General features: G+C 71.0%; 18 protein-coding genes. 5 read left to right on the top strand and 13 right to left on the bottom strand.

The genetic code is table 11. The annotated features are described in order from the left end of the window. Window positions 1-65 precede the first annotated feature (65 nt). The 5 genes from ABD378_RS39030 to ABD378_RS39010 are packed head-to-tail and all read right to left on the bottom strand — an operon-like array spanning window position 66 to window position 6993. The gene (locus ABD378_RS39030; RefSeq protein WP_344529273.1) at window positions 66-1739 is read right to left on the bottom strand and encodes a right-handed parallel beta-helix repeat-containing protein; all 1674 of its coding nucleotides are present in this window, start codon (window positions 1737-1739) and stop codon (window positions 66-68) included. A gap of 5 nt (window positions 1740-1744) precedes the next feature. Continuing rightward, window positions 1745-2707: a UDP-glucuronic acid decarboxylase family protein gene (locus ABD378_RS39025; RefSeq protein WP_344529271.1), complete on the bottom strand. Its 963-nt coding sequence runs from the start codon at window positions 2705-2707 to the stop codon at window positions 1745-1747. Next, complete coding sequence (locus ABD378_RS39020) at window positions 2704-4068, bottom strand: UDP-glucose dehydrogenase family protein (protein WP_344529269.1); 1365 nt, start codon at window positions 4066-4068, stop codon at window positions 2704-2706. The genes ABD378_RS39025 and ABD378_RS39020 overlap by 4 nt, the downstream gene beginning before the upstream one ends. 24 nt (window positions 4069-4092) lie before the next feature. Then, entirely contained in the window at window positions 4093-5157 is a 1065-nt protein-coding gene (galE, locus tag ABD378_RS39015; protein ID WP_344529266.1) for a UDP-glucose 4-epimerase GalE, read from the bottom strand. Between the two features lie 6 nt (window positions 5158-5163). Beyond that, on the bottom strand, window positions 5164-6993 hold the full coding sequence (locus tag ABD378_RS39010) for a glycosyltransferase family 2 protein (RefSeq protein WP_344529264.1): 1830 nt from the start codon (window positions 6991-6993) through the stop codon (window positions 5164-5166). 123 nt (window positions 6994-7116) lie between these two features. Between ABD378_RS39010 and ABD378_RS39005 the strand changes: the two genes are divergently transcribed. Further along, window positions 7117-7821 carry a TetR/AcrR family transcriptional regulator gene (locus tag ABD378_RS39005; RefSeq protein WP_344529262.1) on the top strand — a complete coding sequence of 235 codons (705 nt, stop codon included), beginning with the start codon at window positions 7117-7119 and terminating at the stop codon, window positions 7819-7821. Between the two features lie 6 nt (window positions 7822-7827). Here the strand turns inward: ABD378_RS39005 and ABD378_RS39000 are convergent, their stop codons facing one another. Beyond that, entirely contained in the window at window positions 7828-8226 is a 399-nt protein-coding gene (locus ABD378_RS39000) for a MerR family transcriptional regulator (protein ID WP_344529260.1), read from the bottom strand. 64 nt (window positions 8227-8290) lie between these two features. On the opposite strand from ABD378_RS39000, the gene ABD378_RS38995 reads away from it, so the two are divergent. Continuing rightward, on the top strand, window positions 8291-9574 hold the full coding sequence (locus ABD378_RS38995; RefSeq protein ID WP_344529258.1) for an MFS transporter: 1284 nt from the start codon (window positions 8291-8293) through the stop codon (window positions 9572-9574). On the opposite strand, the gene ABD378_RS38990 is transcribed toward ABD378_RS38995, so the two are convergent. From ABD378_RS38990 to ABD378_RS38970, 5 genes are all read right to left on the bottom strand, one after another. After that, entirely contained in the window at window positions 9549-10025 is a 477-nt protein-coding gene (locus ABD378_RS38990; RefSeq protein ID WP_344529256.1) for a (2Fe-2S)-binding protein, read from the bottom strand. The genes ABD378_RS38995 and ABD378_RS38990 overlap by 26 nt on opposite strands. A 10-nt stretch (window positions 10026-10035) precedes the next feature. Then, on the bottom strand, window positions 10036-12354 hold the full coding sequence (locus ABD378_RS38985; RefSeq protein ID WP_344529254.1) for a xanthine dehydrogenase family protein molybdopterin-binding subunit: 2319 nt from the start codon (window positions 12352-12354) through the stop codon (window positions 10036-10038). Between the two features lie 138 nt (window positions 12355-12492). Next, window positions 12493-13821, bottom strand: a complete 1329-nt coding sequence (locus tag ABD378_RS38980) for an aldehyde dehydrogenase family protein (RefSeq protein WP_344529253.1) — start codon at window positions 13819-13821, stop codon at window positions 12493-12495. A 78-nt stretch (window positions 13822-13899) separates the two neighbouring features. After that, window positions 13900-14466: a TetR/AcrR family transcriptional regulator gene (locus tag ABD378_RS38975; protein WP_344529252.1), complete on the bottom strand. Its 567-nt coding sequence runs from the start codon at window positions 14464-14466 to the stop codon at window positions 13900-13902. 4 nt (window positions 14467-14470) lie between these two features. Next, complete coding sequence (locus ABD378_RS38970; RefSeq protein WP_344529251.1) at window positions 14471-15166, bottom strand: type 1 glutamine amidotransferase domain-containing protein; 696 nt, start codon at window positions 15164-15166, stop codon at window positions 14471-14473. A gap of 109 nt (window positions 15167-15275) precedes the next feature. On the opposite strand from ABD378_RS38970, the gene ABD378_RS38965 reads away from it, so the two are divergent. After that, a complete protein-coding gene (locus ABD378_RS38965) occupies window positions 15276-16268 on the top strand; it encodes a LysR family transcriptional regulator (RefSeq protein ID WP_344529249.1) in 993 nt (330 codons plus the stop codon). 5 nt (window positions 16269-16273) lie between these two features. Here ABD378_RS38965 and ABD378_RS38960 read toward each other — a convergent pair whose 3' ends face one another. Next, complete coding sequence (locus ABD378_RS38960; protein WP_344529247.1) at window positions 16274-16669, bottom strand: nuclear transport factor 2 family protein; 396 nt, start codon at window positions 16667-16669, stop codon at window positions 16274-16276. Between the two features lie 76 nt (window positions 16670-16745). On the opposite strand from ABD378_RS38960, the gene ABD378_RS38955 reads away from it, so the two are divergent. Both ABD378_RS38955 and ABD378_RS38950 read left to right on the top strand, forming a co-directional pair. Then, complete coding sequence (locus ABD378_RS38955; protein ID WP_344529245.1) at window positions 16746-17321, top strand: PadR family transcriptional regulator; 576 nt, start codon at window positions 16746-16748, stop codon at window positions 17319-17321. 10 nt (window positions 17322-17331) lie between these two features. Further along, window positions 17332-18024, top strand: coding sequence for an HAD family hydrolase (locus ABD378_RS38950; protein WP_344529243.1), 693 nt, complete (start codon window positions 17332-17334; stop codon window positions 18022-18024). A gap of 109 nt (window positions 18025-18133) precedes the next feature. On the opposite strand, the gene ABD378_RS38945 is transcribed toward ABD378_RS38950, so the two are convergent. Further along, on the bottom strand, window positions 18134-18956 hold an 823-nt coding region (locus ABD378_RS38945), incomplete at its 5' end, for a ferredoxin reductase domain-containing protein (RefSeq protein WP_486389306.1).

Genomic DNA, 18956 nt, shown 5'->3' with positions numbered 1-18956 from the left:
TCGCTGCTTCGATCGTAGGCCTGGGCGGCGGGCGCCTGCATCTTCAGACGGCTTGGGGTCAGCCCTCAGTCAGGCGGGGGCAGCGCGGCCCCGACCGGCGGAGGCGTACCGACGGTGCGGCCGAAGTAGTCGACGGACCCGGGGTCGATGCCGAACAGCTTGCGCAGATCCAGGCCCTTGTCCGCGAGGGCGGCGCAGTCCGGGCGGAACAGGTGTGCGTCACCGGGGGAGTCGGCGGTGGGCAGCTCGCCTCCGGCGAAGCAGGGGTCGACGGTCAGGCCGGTCGGCTTTCCGTCGACGCGCTCCTGTCCGGTCGCCGCCCGCCAGGCGCCGATGCCGGTGTAGGAGTGGTCGCCCCACTGCACCATCCACTGTCCTTGCGGCGCACGGTAGTTGTTGCCCTGCACGACGACGTTCTTGGCGGTGAGGCCCTCGTCCACCAGGGCCAGCGGGGAGCCGTCGGTGACGAAGTTGTTGTTGCGGACGCTGACGCCCGTCTGACCGTCCATCAGACGCAGGGCGGGGCCGCTCTTCCCGTTCTCCAGGGCCGTCATGACCACGGTGTTCTGGTAGATCCGCAGGTTGCGCACATCATGGCCGTAGACGGCGAGCCCGCCGAAGCGGGGCAGCTTGCGGCCGTCGTCGGAGGTGATGTTGTAGCGGATCGTGTTGTCGGTGTGGGCGCCGTTCACCTTCCTGGTGTAGGCGTAGAAGCCGGGGCCGTCGTTGTGGAACGCCAGGTTGTACTGCATCGTCGAGCCCGAGACGTTCTCGTCGAATCCGAACCCGGCACCGTCGACGTCGGATCCCGTGTGGTTGCGGTAGGCGGTGTTGTGCTCCAGGCGCACATCCCTGGCGTCGTAGGCCCAGATGCCCACCGGACCCGACGGCGCCTCGGTGGCCGACGTGCTTCCGTTGTCGTGGGCGCTGGAGTCGCGCACTGTGGCGTTGCGCACCGCGCCGAGGATGATGCCGTCACCGGTGTGGCGGTCAACTGCCTTGGGATCACCGGTGTTCCGGTACGCCGAGACGTCCGAGACGTCGACGTCCTCGTGGGCGTAGGCCGGCTGGCCGGGGTCGAACGCGGGGCCGTAGGTCAGGAGACCCGCGTCCTTGTTGCCGTGCAGCTGCGCCTGACGGACCGTCAGGTCCTTGAATCCGTCGCCCTTCTCGATGCCGCCGACCGCGATGCCCACCTGGAACCCGGAGACGGTGACGTCGGAGACGGAGACATGCTCCAGCTTTCCGCCGCCGGGCCGGTCGGCGTAGAGGTTGATGCCGCCGTCGCGGGCGTAGGCGGCGCGGTCCCCGGTGAAGGTGAGGTCGCGGATCTCCACGCCCGCGGTGTTGTGCACGGAGATGCCGGGGCGGCCCTTGGCCTCGACGGTCGCGCGGCCGTCGCCGTACGACCCGACCACCACGGGCTTGTCCGCACGGCCCGCCTCGGTGCTGCCGAGGGTGATCGTGCCGGTGAACTCGGCGCCGCCCTCCAGGAGCAGCCGGTCACCCGGTTCGAGCGCCACACGCTCGGCACGGGCGAGGGAACGCCAGGCCTGACCGGGCGAGGAACCGTCGTTGTCGTCGTCTCCCTGCGAGCTGACGTAGTACGTGGCGGACGTGGTCTCGGGCGCGTAGTGGGGCGTGGCCGCACAGGCGCTCGCGCCGAGCAGCACGATGGCGGCGGTCACGGCGCCGGGGGCGGTGCGGCGCCCGGCGGCTCCGGCGGCTTTTCTGCGCATGGGAATCAGGCCTCCACCGGTACCCGCGTGAGCGGCGGTCCGGACCGCGCGGCGAACCACGCCACCGTGCGCCGCAGGCCCTCATCGAGGGTGACGCGGGGCATCCAGCCGAGCTGTTCCACGGCCCGGTTGATCACCGGGCGGCGGCGGGTCGGATCGTCGACGGGCAGCGGGCGGTACGCGATCCGGGAGGGCGATCCGGTGATGCGCAGGACGAGTTCCGCGAGCTCGCGGACGGTGCGTTCGCTGGGGTTGCCCAGGTTCACCGGACCGCTGCGCTCGCTGTCGAGCATCGCGACCAGGCCTCGGACCAGGTCGTCGACGTAGCAGAAACTGCGGGTCTGGCTGCCGTCGCCGAAGAGGGTCAGCGGCCCGCCCGCCAGGGCCTGGCGGATGAAGGTGGAGACCACGCGTCCGTCGTGCGGCCGCATCCGCGGACCGTACGTATTGAAGATCCGTACGATGCCCACGTCGACGCCGTGACTGCGCCGGTAGGCCATGGAGAGCGCCTCCGCGAACCGCTTGGCCTCGTCGTAGACGCTGCGCGGGCCGACCGGATTGACGTGCCCCCAATACTCCTCGGGCTGCGGGTGGACCTCCGGGTCGCCGTAGACCTCGCTGGTGGAGGTGAGCAGGAAGCGGGCGCCGTGCCGTTGGGCCAGGCGCAGCGCGTTCTCGGTGCCGCGGCTTCCGACGGCCAGGGTCTCCACGGCAAGACGGTGGTAGTCCGGCGGCGACGCGGGGCTCGCGAGATGGGCGACGGCGTCCACGGGGCCCGGCACGTCGAAGGGCACCGTCACGTCGGCGCGGACCAGCCGGAAGCGGGAGTCGCCGCGCAGGTGGGCGACGTTCTCCGGTTCACCGGTGCAGAAGTTGTCCAGGCAGTGGACCGTGTCTCCTCTGCGCAGCAGGGCCTCGCACAGATGGGATCCCACGAATCCGCCGCCGCCGGTCACCACGACCCTCATGACGCACCTCCGGTGAGTGCGGCCGCCTTGGCCTTCGAAGGGGTGGTCGAGGAGAGCCGCGGGCGGCCCGGGGCGTGCACGGCCCAGCCGGCCGCCGACCAGGACCGCGGGTCGAGGCTGTTGCGGGCGTCCAGGAGAACGGGCGAGCGCACAAGGGCGGCGAGAGCGGCCGGGTCGATGTCCTGGTACTCGGGCCAGTTGGTGAGATGCAGGACCAGGTCGGCGTCCTCGCACGCCTTGTCGATGTCCAGGGCGTAGGCCAGCTCGGGATGGGCGGCGCGCGCGTTGTCGACGGCCTGCGGGTCGTGCACGCGGACCTCCGCACCTTGCTGGTGCAGGGCCGCCGCCACGGCCAGGGCGGGCGAGTCGCGGACGTCGTCGCTGCCCGGCTTGAACGCCGCGCCGAGCACGGCGATCCTGCGCCCGGTGAACGAGCCGCCGAGGAGCCGGCGTGCCCGGTCGACGGCGCGCGAGCGCTGACGGGTGTTGATCCGGTCGACCTCGTGCAGGAACACCACCGCCTCACCGGCGCCGATCTCCTCGGCGCGGGCGGCGAAGGCCCGGATGTCCTTGGGGAAGCAGCTTCCCCCGAAGCCGAGACCCGGTTCGAGGAAGCGGGGGCCGATCCGTGAGTCCGCGCCGATGGCCCGGGCGAGGACCGACGCGTCGGCGCCGGCGGTGTCGCACACCTCGGCCATGGCGTTGATGAAGGAGATCTTGGTGGCGAGGAAGGAGTTCGCCGCCACCTTGACCAGCTCCGCCGTCGCCGGGTCGGTGCAGAAGAACGGGACTCCGTCGAGGATCATCCGCGTATAGACCGCCCGCAGCACGGCTTCGGCGTGCCGCGACGTCACGCCCACCACGAGCCGCTCCGGCCGCATGGTGTCCTGGACCGCGGATCCCTCGCGCAGGAACTCGGGGTTCCAGGCGACCTCCGTGTCCGGGGCCGTCTCGGCGAGGCGCTCGGCGAGCCGGGCCGCCGTGCCCACCGGCACGGTCGACTTGCCCACGATCAGACTGCCGGGCCGCAGATGCGGGGCCAGACCGTCCACGACGGCGTCCACGTACCGGAGGTCGGCGGCCTTGCTGTCGGGTCGCTGCGGGGTGCCCACGCACATGAAGTGCGTCCTGGCGAACGCGGCGCCCTCGGCCAGCGAGGTGGAGAAGCGCAGCCTGCCCGACGCGACGGTCCTGGCGAGCAGTTCGTCGAGGCCGCTCTCGTGGATGGGCGCCCGGCCCGCCGACAGGGATGCGATCCGTTCGGCGTCGATGTCGATGCCGAGGACCTGGTGGCCGATGTCGGCCATGCACGCGGCGTGCACCGTTCCCACGTATCCGGTGCCGATCACTGTCATCCGCATGACGTCACTCCTTACGGTTGTGCCTCACGAGTTGCGCTGCTTGCCGTTGGCGCGCCGGCCGGAACCGGCGTAGCCATGGGGGTTGAGCTGCTGGAAGCGCCATGCGTCCCGGCACATGGCGGGGAGGTCGCGGGTGGGGCGCCAGCCCCAGGCGCGCGCCACCGCGCTCGCGTCGGCGACGAGTTCGGTCACGTCTCCGGGGCGGCGCGGCATGATCTGGTACGGGATGGCCCTGCCGCAGGCCTCGCCGAACGCGGTGATGACGTCCAGGACCGAACGGCCCTTGCCGACACCGAGGTTGAACACCCGCATGCCCGGTCCGTCGGCGAGGTGGTCAAGGGCGATGCGGTGGGCCTCTGCGGTGTCCATGACGTGGAGGTAGTCGCGGATCGCGGTGCCGTCGGGCGTGGCGTAGTCGTCGCCGAACACGGGGAGCCGCTCACGCCGTCCGACGGCGACCTGCGCCACGTACGGCATCAGATTGTCGGGGACCCCGCCCGGGTCCTCGCCGAGGAGCCCGCTGGGGTGGGCGCCGACGGGGTTGAAGTAGCGCAGGGCGAGCACGGTGAACTCCGGGCGGCGGGCGCACACGTCGGCGAGCACCTGCTCGCACATCCACTTGGACGCGGCGTACGGATTGGTGGGCCGGGCGGGCGTCGACTCGTCGAGCGGACCGCGCCCGGCGTCGCCGTAGATGGAACAGGACGAGGAGAACACCAGCTGGTGCACGTCGTGTTCGCGCATGACCCGCAGCAGCGCGGTCGTGCCGCCGACGTTGGTGTCGTAGTACTGAATGGGCATCCGTGTCGACTCGCCCACGGCCTTTTGCGCGGCAAAGTGCACGACGGCGTCCACAGAGTGGCGGTCGAATACGGCCGACAGGGCGCGCCGATCACGGATGTCCAGCTCATAGACGGCGCCGACGAATCGGTCGGCGATCCGTTCAACCCGCGTGAAGACCTGCGGGGTGCTGTGGGAGTAGTCGTCAATCACGATCAGTTCGTAGCCGTGGTCGAGGAGTTCGACGCAGGTATGGCTTCCGATGAAGCCCGCCCCGCCGGTGACGAGGACCGTGGAAGGTGCACTCATGACCGGTCACCAACTCAGGACGGCGGCGGCGTACGCCGGGTAGAGGACGAGGCCGGTGGCGACCGGAAGTGCCGCCAGGAGGCCGAGGGCCAGGGGGAGCCGTGCGGGCGCAAGGGCGCGGGTGAAGCGGACGTCCGCCGCCCGTGCCGCCTCCCGCACATGGAGCAGGGGGACGGCGATGGCTACGGCCGCGTAGGCCGTGGCCGCCAGGAGACAGAGGAAGACATAGCCGGCGGCCGGGCTCGTCAGCTCGCCCACCACGGCGACGGAGGACAGGGCGGTGGCCAGCACGACGAAGGGGAGGGTGAGCCGGACGGGCAGCGGGCGTGGGCCGCCGGTGTCCTTGGGCGTGACCTTGAAGGTCACAGGACGTGGGCGCAGCTTCTGTCCGACGGCGCCGAACAGGCCCAGGATGACGAACGGCCAGCGCGCGAGCGCGAACAGCCACGTCTCCCAGCTGATCAGCGGGGCGGTGCGCGGGCGCAGCATGCCGCGGCGGCGCATCAGGTACAGGGTCAGGAGCAGCCACACGGGCATGGACCAGAAGTGGATCAGGAAGTCGAAGTAGTTGACGTTCATCCACGGCAGGCCGGTGAGGATGGCGATCGGCGGCAGCGTGAGGCCCGCGGTGATCATCAGGCCGAGGAGGGGGTAGTAGGCCAGGGCGTAGGAGAAGCGAAGCCGCAGCAGGAGGGGCAGCCGGCGCAGATGGCGCGGCAGCAGCCCGAGGAGCATGGTGGTCAGGCTCCGTGACCACTGGTACTCCTGAGTGATCATGTCGGCGAAGGTGAGCGGTCCGTCCCCGTGCGCCTCGGCGTCGATGGCGAACGCGCCGTGCCAGCCGGCGGAGTTGAGCAGGTACGTGGTGGAGAAGTCCTCGGCGAGCTCGGGGCCGAGGCCGCCGATGTCCCGCAGGGCGCGGGTGCGTACGGCGTAGTGGGAGCCGATGCACATCGGCGCGAGCCCGTCGCTGTGCCCCAGCTGCACCGCGCCGTGCCAGACGGCTTCGCGGTGCAGGCGTCCGCGGGCCGCCCACGACACCGTGCCGTTGGCGTCGCACATGCTGGGCGCCGCGACGTAGCCGATGGCGGGGTCGTCGAAGGGGCGGACCATCTCGGCGAGGTAGGTCGCCGCGGGCACGTGGTCGCAGTCGAGCTGCGCGACCACCTCATAGCGGCGGTAGCCCCAGTTGTCGTAGAAGTAGGCGAGATTGCCTTCCTTGCAGCGGGTGCGGCGCGGCCAGTCGCCGCGGTGGTAGGGGGTCACGCCCCGGCGGCAGGACATCCGCACCCGGTGCGTGCGGCACCAGGCGGTGATCTCCTCGGTCGGGTCCTCGTCGCACAGCCAGACGTCGTAGCTGTGCGGATAGTCCTGGGCCAGCATCGCCTCGAGCGTCAGCCGGGCGGTGGGCCACGGCTCCGAGGGGGCGCGGGTCACGGCGAAGGCGACCGGAAGCGCCGGGACCGGCAGCTCCGGGCTGACGCGGCGCAGGCGCAGGGCAGTGACGAAGAAGTAGCAGGGGAGGCCGGTGAGGTAGAGCAGCAGGGCGCTGTTGATGATCAGGCCCGCCCAGCCGACGCGGTGCTCCGGCTGCAGCCACCAGGTCCAGAACCACAGGAAGCTCAGCGCCCAGCTCACGGCGATGACCATGAGGGCGGCGCGGTCGCGCCGGTGGAGTGCGGGCACGAAGGTCGTCGGCCGGACGGTGCGCACCGGGTACGGATGGCCGAAGACGGGGCCGCCCGCGGTGACGCGGACGACGTTGCCGTCCGACATCAGCGCGAGATCGCGCTCCACCTGGACCAGATCCGCCGACATCGGCTCGCTGTGCGTCATGGCTGACGCTCCTGAGGGGTTCTGACGCTGTACGCTGACTACGTACGTTTACGTCGTATATGTACGACTTTGCACCCGATGCTCCCTGAGGTCAAGGGGGCCAGAGAGGCGGAGGCGGCGGAGATGGCGAAAGAGAAAGAGGCGGCCGGGGCCGAGAGGCGGCGCGCCAGTGACCGTGGGCGCTACGGACGGCTCAGCAGGGAGCGTGTCCTGGCCACGGCCCTGGAGGTCGTCGACCGCGACGGGCTCTCCGGCCTGAGCATGCGCAAGCTCGGCGCGGAACTGGGCGTGGAGGCGATGGCCCTGTACCGGTACGCGGCCGGCAAGGGAGACCTGCTCGACGGCCTGGTCGAGGCGTTCTGCCAGGAGCTGGAGGGCGATCTGGCCGCGAAGCCCCGAGCGGCGGACTGGCAGGCGGAGCTGCACCGCATCGCGCTCGCCACCTACCGCGTCGCCCTGCGGCACCCGAACATGGTCCCGCTGCTCGCCACCCGCCTGCTGTCCACCCCGCTGGCCCGCAGGCCCGCGGCCGTACTGCGCAGCGACGAGCGCGTCCTGGCCCTGCTCCATGACGCCGGTCTGAGCGACCACCGCGCGGTGCAGATCCACCGGGCGTTCACGGCGTGGCTGCTCGGCTATCTCCTCGTCGAACTGCGGGCCATGGACGACGAGCCCGGCGAACCTGACCCGGCCTTCCGGCTCGGCCTGCACCGCATGCCCGCCCAGGAGTTCCCGAGGCTGCGGGCCACCGCCATCTCGCTGGACGGCCGGGGCGGACCGAAGCAACTGGCCGCCGGGCTCGACGCGTTGCTCGGGTCACTCGGGTAACTCGGGTCATGAGGCCGTCGACTCCTGGGGCACCCGGTCCGGAGGATTGCCGTCACGCACCGCGTCGAGGTACTCCGCGATGGCGTCGCGGTTGCGGGTCAGGCACTCGACGCGCTCGGACATCCGGTCCCGCTGGTGTTCGAGAGTGGCGATCATCTCCGGTGTCGCGTCCGGGAAGTAGATGGTCCGCGGCTTGTCGAGGCACGGCAGGATCTGCTTGATGATGCGGGTGGGAAGGCCCGCGTCGAGCAGCCCCCTGATCTGCACGACCCGGTCCACGAATCGCTCGTCGTACTCGCGGTAGCCGTTCGGCGCGCGCTCGGCCATGATGAGGCCCTGCTCCTCGTAGTAGCGCAGCAGTCGCCGGGGTGTCCCGGTGCGCTCCGACAGCTCTCCGATCCGCATCCGATCTACCTCGCAGCCCCTCGCTTGACCTTCACATCAATGTGAGGGTCCGAGCATACTCAGCATGAGCAACCACACCGCACAACACGTGGGTTCCCGGGGCGGATCCGGGAACCAGAAGCTGCCCCTGGCCGCACTCCTCGCCCTCGCCACCGCCGTCTTCATCACCAGCCTCACCGAGACCCTGCCCGCGGGCCTGCTGCCCGCGATGAGCGCCGACCTGGGCGTCGGCGAGTCCGCGATGGGGCAGACCGTCACCATCTACGCGATCGGCACCGCGCTGACCGCGATCCCGCTGACCGCGGCCACCGCAGGGTGGCGGCGCAAGCGGCTCCTGCTGACCGCGATGGCGGGATTCGCCGTAGCCAACACCGTCACGGCGCTCTCCGGGAACTATCCCCTGACCATGGTGGCCCGGTTCGTCGCCGGGGTCGCGGCAGGTCTCGCCTGGGCGCTGCTCGCCGGATACGCCCGCCGCCTGGCCCCCGCCCATCTGCAGGGCAAGGCCATCGCCATCGCCATGGCAGGCATCCCCGTCGCCCTGTCGCTCGGCGTGCCCGCCGGGACGTTCCTGGGCAAGGCGCTCGGCTGGCGTTTCGCGTTCCTGCTCATGACCGTGCTCACCGTCGTGCTGCTCGCCTGGATCACCGCGACGGTCCCCGACCACCCGGGGCAGCGCCGCGAAGGCCGCACCCCTGTCCTGAGCACCCTGCGTCTGCCCGGGGTGACCCCGGTCCTGACGGTCACGCTGGTCTTCGTCCTCGCCCACACCATCCTCTACACCTACATCGCCACGTTCCTCGACCACCTCGGCATGGGCGGCTCGACCGACGTCGTCCTCCTGGTCTTCGGCGCCGCGTCCCTCGTGAGCATCTGGATCGTGGGCGCGCACATCCACCGCAGGCTGCGTGCGCTCACCATCGCCGCCACCCTCCTGGTGGCCGTGGCCGTAGCGCTCCTCGCGGTGCTCGCCGACAGCCCCGCCCTCGTCTACCTCGCGGTGACCCTGTGGGGGCTCGGCTGGGGCGGCGCGCCCACCCTTCTGCAGACCGCGGTCGGCGACGCGGGCGGCGAGTCGGCGGACGCCGCGCAGGCCATGCTCATCACGCTGTGGAACGCGGCCATGGCCGCGGGCGGAGTCGTCGGCGGCATCCTGCTCGGACAGCTCGGCTCGGAGTCCTTCCCCTGGAGTGTGCTCGCACTCCTGGTGCCCGTCCTCGTCGTGGTGATCGCCGCCCGCAGGCACGGCTTCCCCGCCCGCCGCGCGACAGCGGGTCCCGACGTCGCCGGGACACCGGAACCCGCCCTGGACGCGAGGGAGTTCACATCCGCTTCGCCCCGGCCTTGATGGCCTCGCGGATCCGGGTGTACGTACCGCACCGGCAGATGTTGCGGATCTCGTCCAGGTCGCCGTCGCTGATCTCACGACCAGCGGCGGCGGCCTGCCGTACTTTCGCGACGGCGGCCATGATCTGGCCCGGCTGGCAGTACCCGCACTGCGAGACGTCGAGCTCCAGCCAGGCCTCCTGCATCGGGTGCAGCTCCTTGCCGACGGTGCCTGGCAGGCCCTCGATCGTGGTGATCTCGTCGTCGGTGCCGATCTTCGACACCGGCACCGAACAGGGGTTGAACGCCTTGCCGTTGATGTGCGACGTACAGGACTGGCAGACGCCGAGACCGCAGCCGTACTTCGGCCCGGTCACGCCGAGCAGGTCGCGCAGGACCCACAGAAGGCGTACGTCGTCCTCGGCCTCGACGGTGATCTGCTCGCCGTTGAGCTTGAAGGTGTGGCTTGGCACGGAAGGCTCCTCAGTAGGCGCGGTCGAGACCGTCGGTCGGGGACTGCGGCGTGGACGGCTCGAGCGGCAGCGGCTCGAAGGAGAGCGTGCCGTGGTTGATCGGGAAGCTGGTCGGCATCGTGCCGGTGGCGTGCGCGTAGGCGCAGGCGATGGCGGCGAACGCGGGCGCGACCCCCAACTCGCCCACACCGGCGGGCTTTCCGGTGGTCTCGCCCATCACGACGACGTCCAGTTCGAGCGGGGTGTTCCACTGCCGCGTGTAGAAGTAGTTGTCCCAGCTGCCCTCCAGCGGGATGCCGTCCTTGATGTGCAGGCTGGAGGTGAGCGCCATGGCGAGGGCGTCGTTCATCCCGCCCATCATCTGGGCCTCGATGCCACGGGGGTTGATGGCGAAGCCCGCGTCCACGACCATCAGCGCCTTGGTGACCCGCGGCCCGGTGACTCCGTCCCTGACCTTCCGGTTCACCGTCTCGGGCCTGCAGTCGATCTCCACGAGCGAGGCCACCGCTCCCCGGTACTCGGCGTGCAGCGCGATCCCCTGGGCGACACCGGACGGCAGCGGCCTTCCCCACTCGCCTGCCTCGGCAGCCTTGTCCAGGACGGCGCGCAGCCGCTTCTCCTTGACGAACTCCCGGCGGAACTCCACCGGGTCCTTGCCCATCTTCGCGGCCAGTTGGTCGACGATGAGCTCCCGCGCGCACGCCACGTTCGGCGAGTAGATGTTGCGCATGCTGCCCGTGTTGAACTTCAGCGGCACCTCGTTCAGGAGCTGCGTGGTGGCACCGAAGTGGTAGGGCGAGGACTGGGTGAGCTGGAAAATGGTCTGGGCGAACGTCGGATTGCCCACCACGGGAAGCTTCGCGGCCGTCGCAGTGAGCACCTCGCCGAGGCCGTGCCCGAAGTCCGTCCGTGAACTGGTGTGCCGCTGCTCGTAGCTGAGGACATTGCCGAGGGCGTACGTGGCGCGTACCCGGGAGATGCACATGGGGTGCGTGCGGCCCTGCCGGAAGTTGTCCGTGCGGGACCACGAGAGCTTGATCGGCTTGCCCATCTTCTGCGATATCTCGGCGGCTTCGGCTGCCACGTCGTGGAAGAGATGCCGTCCGAACGACCCGCCGCCTTCCACCACATGCACGGTGACGGCCTTCTGCGGCAGCCCGAGCCGGGTGGCGATCTCGCGCTGCGCCACGATCGGCACCTTGAGGCTCGACCAGATCTCGGCGCGGTCGGAACGCACGTCGGCGATCGCGTTGTCGGGCTCCAGCGGGCTGTTGCTGGCGAAGGCGAAGGTGAACTCGGCCTCGACCTTCTTCGTCAGGAGCGGGGGCACGACAAGCGGCAGCGCGGCCTTCTTCAGCTTGGCCAGGACGGTGTCGTCCGACTCCTTGTCCACGGTGCCGGGACCCCAGGTCACCTCCAACGCCCGCAGCGCGTCGATGCACTGGCCGAACGTTTCACCGCGCACCGCCACACCGTGCTTGACGGTCGCCACATCGGTGATGCCCGGCATCCCGCGCACCGCGTCGGCGTTGGCGACGGACACGACGGTGCCGTTGATCGTGGGCGGCCTGCGCACCATCGTCGGCTTGGCGTCGGGGACTTGGATGTCCATGCCGAACGTCTTGCGCCCGGTCACGGCGGCCAGCGCGTCGACGCGGTTCTGCGGGGTGCCGATGACGGTGAACTCCGACGGGTCCTTCAGCCTCGCCGAAGCCGCCACGACGTGGGTGCTCGCCGCCGCCTTCGCGAGCGATCCGTACGTGGCGCTCTTCGCGGAGCCGTACGAGATGACGCCGTCCTTGGTGGACAGCTCGGACGCGGCGACGCCCCACTGCTCGGCGGCGGTCGAGACGAGACGCTGCCGGGCCACGGCCGCCGCCACGCGCACGGGGCGGTAGATGCTGCGCATCGAGTTCGAGCCGCCGGTGAGCTGATTCATCATCAGCTCCGGCCGGGCGTCGGCCAGCGTGACCCTGACCTTGGCGAGCGGCAGGTCCATCTCCTCGGCGATCATCATCGCGACCGCCGTGGTCATGCCCTGGCCCACCTCGGCCCGGGGCACGGCGAACGACGCGGTGCCGTCGGTGTGCACCTGGACCGCGATCAGACCGGACGTGGGCGCCGCCGCGAGGTTCTGCAGGTCACCGAGGTCGAGCAGGTTCTCGGGCTGCGGAGGCGAGGGCACCACGGCCTCGGCCGACTCCCCGCCTGCCGAGTCGACGCCGAGCCGCACGCCGACGGCCAGCGTCGGCGCCGCGAGCAGATACGCGAGGACTCTGCGGCGGTCGGGTCCGCCAGATGTGTCGGGCAGCGGCTCTTGTTCTGCCATGTGTGCTCCTCTCGGGGAACGCGAACGACCTGGACGGTGCCGTTGCGTTGATCAACCGCGCAGCTTATGGCGCGGCAGCCGAGAGGAGCACAGGGAGGGCGGAAACTGCACAGGGCCGCCACAGCGAGTGGCCGGGAATCAGCCCAGCGGCACGTCGAGCCGGGCCTTGCGGTGGCTGAACGTGGCGATGGAGTGCGGGCCGTGGTAGTTGCCCACGCCGCTCTCGCCGACTCCTCCGAACGGCAGCTCGGGGACGCGGAGATGAGCCATCGGAAGGCCGAAGCCGAGCCCGCCCGACGACGTCTCCGCGGCGAGGCGCCGCCGCGTCGTCTCGCTCTCGGTGAAGCCGTAGAGGGCGAGCGGCTTGTCGCGGTCGTTGATGAAGGCGATGGCCTCGTCGAGGCCGTCGACGTTCACGATCGGCAGTACGGGGCCGAAGATCTCCTCCCGCATCACCGGCTCGTCGGGCTGCACGTCGGTGAGCACGGTCGGCGCGATGTAGACGTCGTCGCGGTCGCTCTGCCCGCCGAACGCCGTCGTCCCGGAGCCGAGGAGAGCGGAGACCCGGTCGAAGTGCCGTTCGTTGACGATGCGTCCGTACGTCTGCGAGGACTTGGGGTCCGCGCCGAACACCCGCTCCACGGCGGTGCGGAGCTCCTTGGCCAGCGTGGGCGCGGTGTCCGGGTCGGTGAGGACGTAGTCGGGGGCGACGCACGTCTGTCCTGCGTTGCGGAACTTGGCCTCGGCCAGGCGCGTGGCGACGGCGGTCAGGTCGACGTCCCGGTCGACGAACACCGGTGACTTGCCGCCGAGTTCGAGGGTGACCGGGGTCAGGTGCTCGGCGGCGGCGCGCATCACGATGCGGCCGACGGCGCCGTTGCCGGTGTAGAAGATGTGGTCGTACCGCTGGGCGAGCAGCGCGGTGGTCTCCGGCACGCCGCCCTCGACGACGGCGACCGCGTCCGTGTCCAGGTACGCGGGAATCAGCCGGGCGATCAACTCCGAGGTGGCCGGGGTGACTTCGCTCGGCTTCAGGACGGCCGTGTTGCCCGCGGCGAGCGCACCCACCAGGGGGACGAGCAGAAGCTGGACGGGGTAGTTCCACGGCGCGATGATCAGGACGGTACCGAGCGGTTCGTACTGCGTGCCGGCGGTCGAGCCATCGGGCAGTCCGGCGAGCGCGCCGGACGCGAGCGGCTGGGGGCGCAGCCACTCCTCCAGGTGGGCCAGCGTGTGGTCGATCTCCCTTACGGGGAAGTCGACTTCAGCGGTGTACGCCTCGGTGCGCGGCTTGTGCAGATCGGCGTACAGGGCGTCCGCGATGTCCTCGCGGTGCTCGGTGAACAGGGAGCGCAGCTGGGTGAGCTGTTCCTCGCGCCAGGCCAGGGGCCGGGTGCGGCCGGTGGCGAAGGTGGCACGGAGCTTGGCGACGAGCGCCTCGGGGGCGGGCGACTCGGGTTGGTGCATGAGGGGTCTCCTCGGAGGTCTCAGATGAGCTGGTGCGTGGGGGTGGGGTGAGCGCGAGGGGTGAAGGTGGAGGGCCGGTCACTCGGGCGTCGTGGTGACCGGCGAACCGAGGAGGCCGGTCAGGAGCGCGTCCGTGGCGGGCCCGAAGAGATGGCGGCCGTCGGACACCGACTCCAGGCCTATGACCAGGGCGATGCAGATGTCGGCGGCCTCGGCGGGCTCCACCGTGGCCGGGGTCCCCGCTTCGGTGAACAGATCGATGAGCAGGTGCCGCAGCGAGCCGGTGAACCCGTGGCAGATGTCGCCGAAGAGGCGGGCCTTGGCGTCGAGGAGCTCGGCGGAGTGCGGCGAGTCCCCGGCCAGGCGCAGGACCAGGTCGAGCTTGGCGGCGAGGACGCCCCTGATGCGCTCGGCACTGGAGGTGTCATCGGCCGCCGCCTGCCGGGCCCGCGCGAGCGCCTCGGCGTGCAGACGCTCGGCGAGCCTGCGGAAGGCGTCGTCCTTGTTGCGTACGTACTGATAGACCGCTGACCGGGACACGCCCATCGTGGAGGCGATGTCGTCCATCGTCGTGCGCCGTACGCCATACCTCGTGAGGGAGTCGTAGGTGGCGTCGAGGACCTCGTCGAGCCGGTCGGTGCCCATGCGGTCAGGCCAGCTTCTTGAGGAGCTCGTCGGCCAGCGGCGCGGAGGATGCCGGGTTCTGACCGGTGACCAGGTTGCGGTCGACGACCACCTTGGGGGCCCACGCCTCGCCCTCCTGGAAGTCGGCGCCCGCCGCGACGAGGCGGTCCTGGAGCAGCCACTTGGCCTTCTCGGCGAACCCGGACTGCGTCTCCTCGGCATTGGTGAAGCCGGTCAGCTCGTACCCCGCGAACGCGTTGGAGCCGTCCTCCTTGGTGGCGGCGAGCAGTGCGGCAGGACCGTGGCAGACGACGCCGAGCGGCATGCCGATCTCCAGGGCGGTGGTGAGGAGCCTGCCGGATTCCGCGTCGACGGCGAGGTCTTCCATGGGGCCGTGGCCGCCGGGGTAGAAGACCGCGGCGTAGTCGGCGAGGTCGATCTCGGCCAGCTTGACCGGCCGCAGGAACTCGCTGATGCCCGCGAGGGTCGCGGAGACCTTGTCGGCGCCTTCCTGGCCGCCGTTGAACTCGGGCGCCAGACTCGCCTGGTCGACGGTCGGCACGACGCCGCCCGGTGTCGCGACGACGATCTCGTGTCCGGCGGCCTTGAACGCCTGGTACGGCGCGACGGCCTCCTCGGCCCAGAAGCCGGTCGGGTGCTGGGTGCCGTCAGCCAGCGTCCAGTGGTCGGCGCCGGTCACGACGAACAGGATCTTGGACATGGTGTCTCTCCGAGGCTGGAATCTCTGACGTTCTGTGCTCAGAGCGTCAGTCGGTGCTGTCCTCGAAGGTAGGTCGGCGTGACCAACGAAATCCAATAGGCTGACCCACATGGAAGATAGGAATTCCAATGGGTCAGCGGGAATAGCGCCGAATGCCGCGCCGGACGGGGCAGGCGTGGCGCGGAGCGCCGCCGGGGGCCCACTGGACCTGAACCTGCTGCGTACGTTCCTGGCCGTGTACCGGTCGGGTTCCTTCACCGCCGCGGCCCGTCTGCTCGGCCTTTCGCAGCCCACCGTGACCACGCAGATCCGGGCCCTGGAGCGGCAGGTCGACCGGGAGCTGTTCGAGCGGCTGCCGCGCGGTGTCGCCCCGGCGCCGTACGCGGACGCGCTCGCCGCCCGTGTGGTCGACCCCCTCGACGCCCTCGCGGCGGTCACCGGACACGGCGGCCCCTTCGACGGCGCCCCCGCGGAGCCCGTCCACCTGGCGGGCCCGGCGGAGATGCTCTGTCACTGCGCGCTGCCCGCGCTCGCCCCGCTGGTCGAGAAGGGGGTCAGGCTGCGCGTGACGACCGGCCTGACCGATCCGCTCCTGGACGAGCTGCGGGCGGGGCGGCACGACCTGGTGATCGCCACGGCCCGCCCGCGCGGGCGTTCCCTGAGTTCCGTGCCGCTGGCGGACGAGGAGTTCGTGCTGGTCGCGGCCCCTTCGTGGGCCGAGCGCATCGGTGGCCCCGCGCGGATCGCCGCCGACGGCCCCGGGGTGCTGCTCGGCGTCCCGCTGGTCACCTACGCCGAGGATCTGCCGATCGCCCGCCGCTACTGGCGGCACGTCTTCGGCAAGCGGCTGGCCTGCGAGGCCTCCGTCACGGTCCCCGACCTGCGCGGCGTGCTTTCGGCCGTCATCGCGGGCGCCGGATTCTCCGTCCTGCCCCGCTACCTCTGCCGCGACGCGCTGGCCGCCGACACGCTGGTCCTCCTCCACGACCCGCAGGACGCCCCGATCAACACGGGCTTCCTGGTGCAGCGCCCCGGATCAGCGGACAACCCGCACGTCACCCTCGTGCGCGACCACCTCATTCAGTCGGCCCGCGCCTGGTAGCCGCGTCACGCGCCGTCCGCCGCCTCCTGCGTGATCCGGTCCCACTGGGCGCCCATGGCCGCCGCGAGCGCCTGGGCGCCTGACAGGGGGCGGACCATCACCATGAACTCGTCGATCAGTCCGTCCTCGTCGACGTGGAGGAAGTCGCAGCCGGTGATCTGCCGGTCGCCGACCCGCGCCTCGAAGACGAGCGCCGAATCGCGCCCTCCGGGGTCGTTGATCTCGCGTACGTAGCGGAAATCCTCGAAGACCCGTGTGACGCCGCGCAGGATCGCGGCGGTCGTCGCCTTGCCCGGGTAGGGCCGGAACACGACCGGGCTCGAGAAGACGACTTCCTCGGCCAGGAGCGTCTCGATGGCCGCGTGATCGTTGGCCTCGACGGCCTTGCGGAAAGCCTGCATGCCCACGCCTCATCTAGCTAGTCAATTTGTTGAGTAGGTGCGATGGAGAGTAATCGCATCGGTGTACGGTGTCCAGATGTCTCTCAAGTACGCGGTGCTCGCGGCGCTCCTGGAGGGCGAGTCGTCCGGCTACGACCTGGCCAAGATCTTCGACGTGTCCGTGTCGAACTTCTGGTCCGCGACTCCCCAGCAGCTCTACCGCGAGCTGGAGCGCCTTGCGGGCGACGGGCTGATCGACGCCCGCGTGGTGCAGCAGGAACGCAGGCCGAACAAGCGGATGTTCACGCTCACCGAGGCCGGCCTGCGGGATCTGCACGCCTTCTCCGCCGAGCCGCCCCGGCCCATCGCCATCCGGGACGAGCTCATGGTCAAGGTGCAGGCCATGGACGGCGGCGACCCGGCCGCCACCCGCGCGCTGATCGAGGAGCGCATGGAGTGGTCGCGCGGCAAGCTGGCCCGGTACGAACGGCTGCGCCTCCATCTTCTCGGCGGCCGTGACGAGGCGGAGTACCTGCGCGACGCCGGGCGCATCGGCCCCTACCTCACGCTGATGGCGGGCCGGTCCCTGGAGGAGTCGAATCTACGCTGGGGCGAGCGGGTCCTGGAGATCCTCGACCGACGATTCAACTACGCCGACAAGGGCGGGACTTGAGGAGGCAGACGTGAACGACGCGGACGACATGCCTGAGGTGCGGCCGGACACGGCACCGCGCGCGGTGCTCACCGACTTCGGCGGTGTGCTGACCACCAGCGTGCTCGACTCGTTCCGCTCCTACTCCGCGCGGCTGAGCGACGATCCACTGCTGATCGAGCGGCTGTTCCGGGAGGACGCGGAGTCGTCGGCGCTCCTCGTGGAGCACGAGTGCGGGCGCATGAGCGAGGCGGAGTTCGAGCGGGGCATCGCGGGGCGGCTGCGCGAGAAGGGCGTGGAGGCGGAACCGGAGGGCCTCGTCGCCGCGATCGGGGCGGGGATGCGGCCGGACGAGACGATGCTCGCCGCGCTCCGTGAACTGCGGGCCCATGGCGTCCCGGTGGCCATCGTGTCGAACGCCCTCGGCGACGACTGCTACCAGGGATACGACCTGGACGCGCTCGCGGACACCGTCGTGATCTCCAGCGAGATCGGCTCCCGAAAGCCGGGCCGCCGCATCTACCGGACAGCTTGCGACCGCCTCGGCGTCGAACCGACCGCCTGCGTCATGATCGACGACCTGGAGCACAATCTGCGCGGCGCGTCCCGCCTCGGCATCCGGGGCCTGCACCACCTGGACAGCATCGAAACGACGCGCGCCTTGGGCGAGTTGTTCGACATCGGCCCACAACACGCCGGGCCTGGTGCGCCGACCCCGACGTGAGCCGCCTGGCTGGGTGTGGACTGCGCGGCGCCGTGTCCTGGGGAGTTGTTCGGCGAAGCCTGCACGCCGGGCTCGGGGTGCCCGGCCCGGCGTGTGTCGCTCGCCCGGCTTATCCGGCCGCGTACACGTCCTCCACGTAACGCCCCTCCGCGGTCAGGTCGTCCAGCCACCGTTCGGAGTCAGCCGCCGTGGCCCCCGGCGTACGGTCCCGATGGAGTGTGCGCAGGGCGTCACGCACGCCCGGCGCCATGCGGGAACCGTCGCCGCACACGTACACCCGGGCTCCCGCGGCCAGCAGCTCCCACACCTCGTCGGCCTCCGCCGCGATGCGGTGCTGGACGAAGGCCACCCCGTCGACGGGGGAGGCGCTGAAGGCGGGGCGCAGCGAGACCGCTCCGGCGGACTCGGCGGCGCGCAGCTCATCGGCGTGCAGGAAGTCCGCGTCCGGGGCGTCGCATCCGAAGTAGCAGAGCGCGAGGGGTAGTTGGGCCCCCTCGGCCGCCAGGCACGCGCGGTCGGCGATCGTGCCGCGGAACGGGGCGATGCCGGTTCCCGCGGCGACCATGATGACGGGCGCCGCGTCCGCGTGGTCGATGCGGAAGGCCTCGCGGCACGGCTGCACACGGGCCAGGACGGTGTCGCCCGGACGCACCCCGTTGAGGTGGCCGGAGCCCGTGCCGCGGTACAGCCGCCCGTTGCCCGAGCGGGCCGGGGCCTCCAGGAGGGACACCATCAGGTCGGCATGGCCGGGTCGCACGCCGGGCGACGAGGACACCGAGTAGTGGCGGGGCCGCAGAGGCGTGAGGACGTCAAGGAGCCGGGCCCACTCCAGCACCCCGCGCAGGGCCGGACAGGCCTCGACCACCGCGAGCAGCGTGCGCCCGTCGGCCGCGCGGGCCGCGGCATCGTCGGCCAGAGCGGCGAGGGCGGCC

The sequence above is a fragment of the Streptomyces rectiviolaceus genome (genome assembly GCF_039533825.1).
GTDB classification, from domain to species: Bacteria; Actinomycetota; Actinomycetes; order Streptomycetales; family Streptomycetaceae; genus Streptomyces; species Streptomyces rectiviolaceus.
The sequence above is the reverse complement of the archived record's forward strand: the minus strand, read 5'-3'. Positions and strand labels throughout refer to the sequence as shown.

Excerpts from the sequence above, each read along its gene's own strand:
- ABD378_RS39030 (WP_344529273.1), bottom strand. The coding sequence starts at position 1,739 with ATGCGCAGAAAAGCCGCCGGAGCCGCCGGGCGCCGCACCGCCCCCGGC.
- ABD378_RS39025 (WP_344529271.1), bottom strand. The coding sequence starts at position 2,707 with ATGAGGGTCGTGGTGACCGGCGGCGGCGGATTCGTGGGATCCCATCTG.
- ABD378_RS39020 (WP_344529269.1), bottom strand. The coding sequence starts at position 4,068 with ATGCGGATGACAGTGATCGGCACCGGATACGTGGGAACGGTGCACGCC.
- galE (WP_344529266.1), bottom strand. The coding sequence starts at position 5,157 with ATGAGTGCACCTTCCACGGTCCTCGTCACCGGCGGGGCGGGCTTCATC.
- ABD378_RS39010 (WP_344529264.1), bottom strand. The coding sequence starts at position 6,993 with ATGACGCACAGCGAGCCGATGTCGGCGGATCTGGTCCAGGTGGAGCGC.
- ABD378_RS39005 (WP_344529262.1), top strand. The coding sequence starts at position 7,117 with ATGGCGAAAGAGAAAGAGGCGGCCGGGGCCGAGAGGCGGCGCGCCAGT.
- ABD378_RS39000 (WP_344529260.1), bottom strand. The coding sequence starts at position 8,226 with ATGCGGATCGGAGAGCTGTCGGAGCGCACCGGGACACCCCGGCGACTG.
- ABD378_RS38995 (WP_344529258.1), top strand. The coding sequence starts at position 8,291 with ATGAGCAACCACACCGCACAACACGTGGGTTCCCGGGGCGGATCCGGG.
- ABD378_RS38985 (WP_344529254.1), bottom strand. The coding sequence starts at position 12,354 with ATGGCAGAACAAGAGCCGCTGCCCGACACATCTGGCGGACCCGACCGC.
- ABD378_RS38980 (WP_344529253.1), bottom strand. The coding sequence starts at position 13,821 with ATGCACCAACCCGAGTCGCCCGCCCCCGAGGCGCTCGTCGCCAAGCTC.
- ABD378_RS38975 (WP_344529252.1), bottom strand. The coding sequence starts at position 14,466 with ATGGGCACCGACCGGCTCGACGAGGTCCTCGACGCCACCTACGACTCC.
- ABD378_RS38970 (WP_344529251.1), bottom strand. The coding sequence starts at position 15,166 with ATGTCCAAGATCCTGTTCGTCGTGACCGGCGCCGACCACTGGACGCTG.
- ABD378_RS38965 (WP_344529249.1), top strand. The coding sequence starts at position 15,276 with ATGGAAGATAGGAATTCCAATGGGTCAGCGGGAATAGCGCCGAATGCC.
- ABD378_RS38960 (WP_344529247.1), bottom strand. The coding sequence starts at position 16,669 with ATGCAGGCTTTCCGCAAGGCCGTCGAGGCCAACGATCACGCGGCCATC.
- ABD378_RS38955 (WP_344529245.1), top strand. The coding sequence starts at position 16,746 with ATGTCTCTCAAGTACGCGGTGCTCGCGGCGCTCCTGGAGGGCGAGTCG.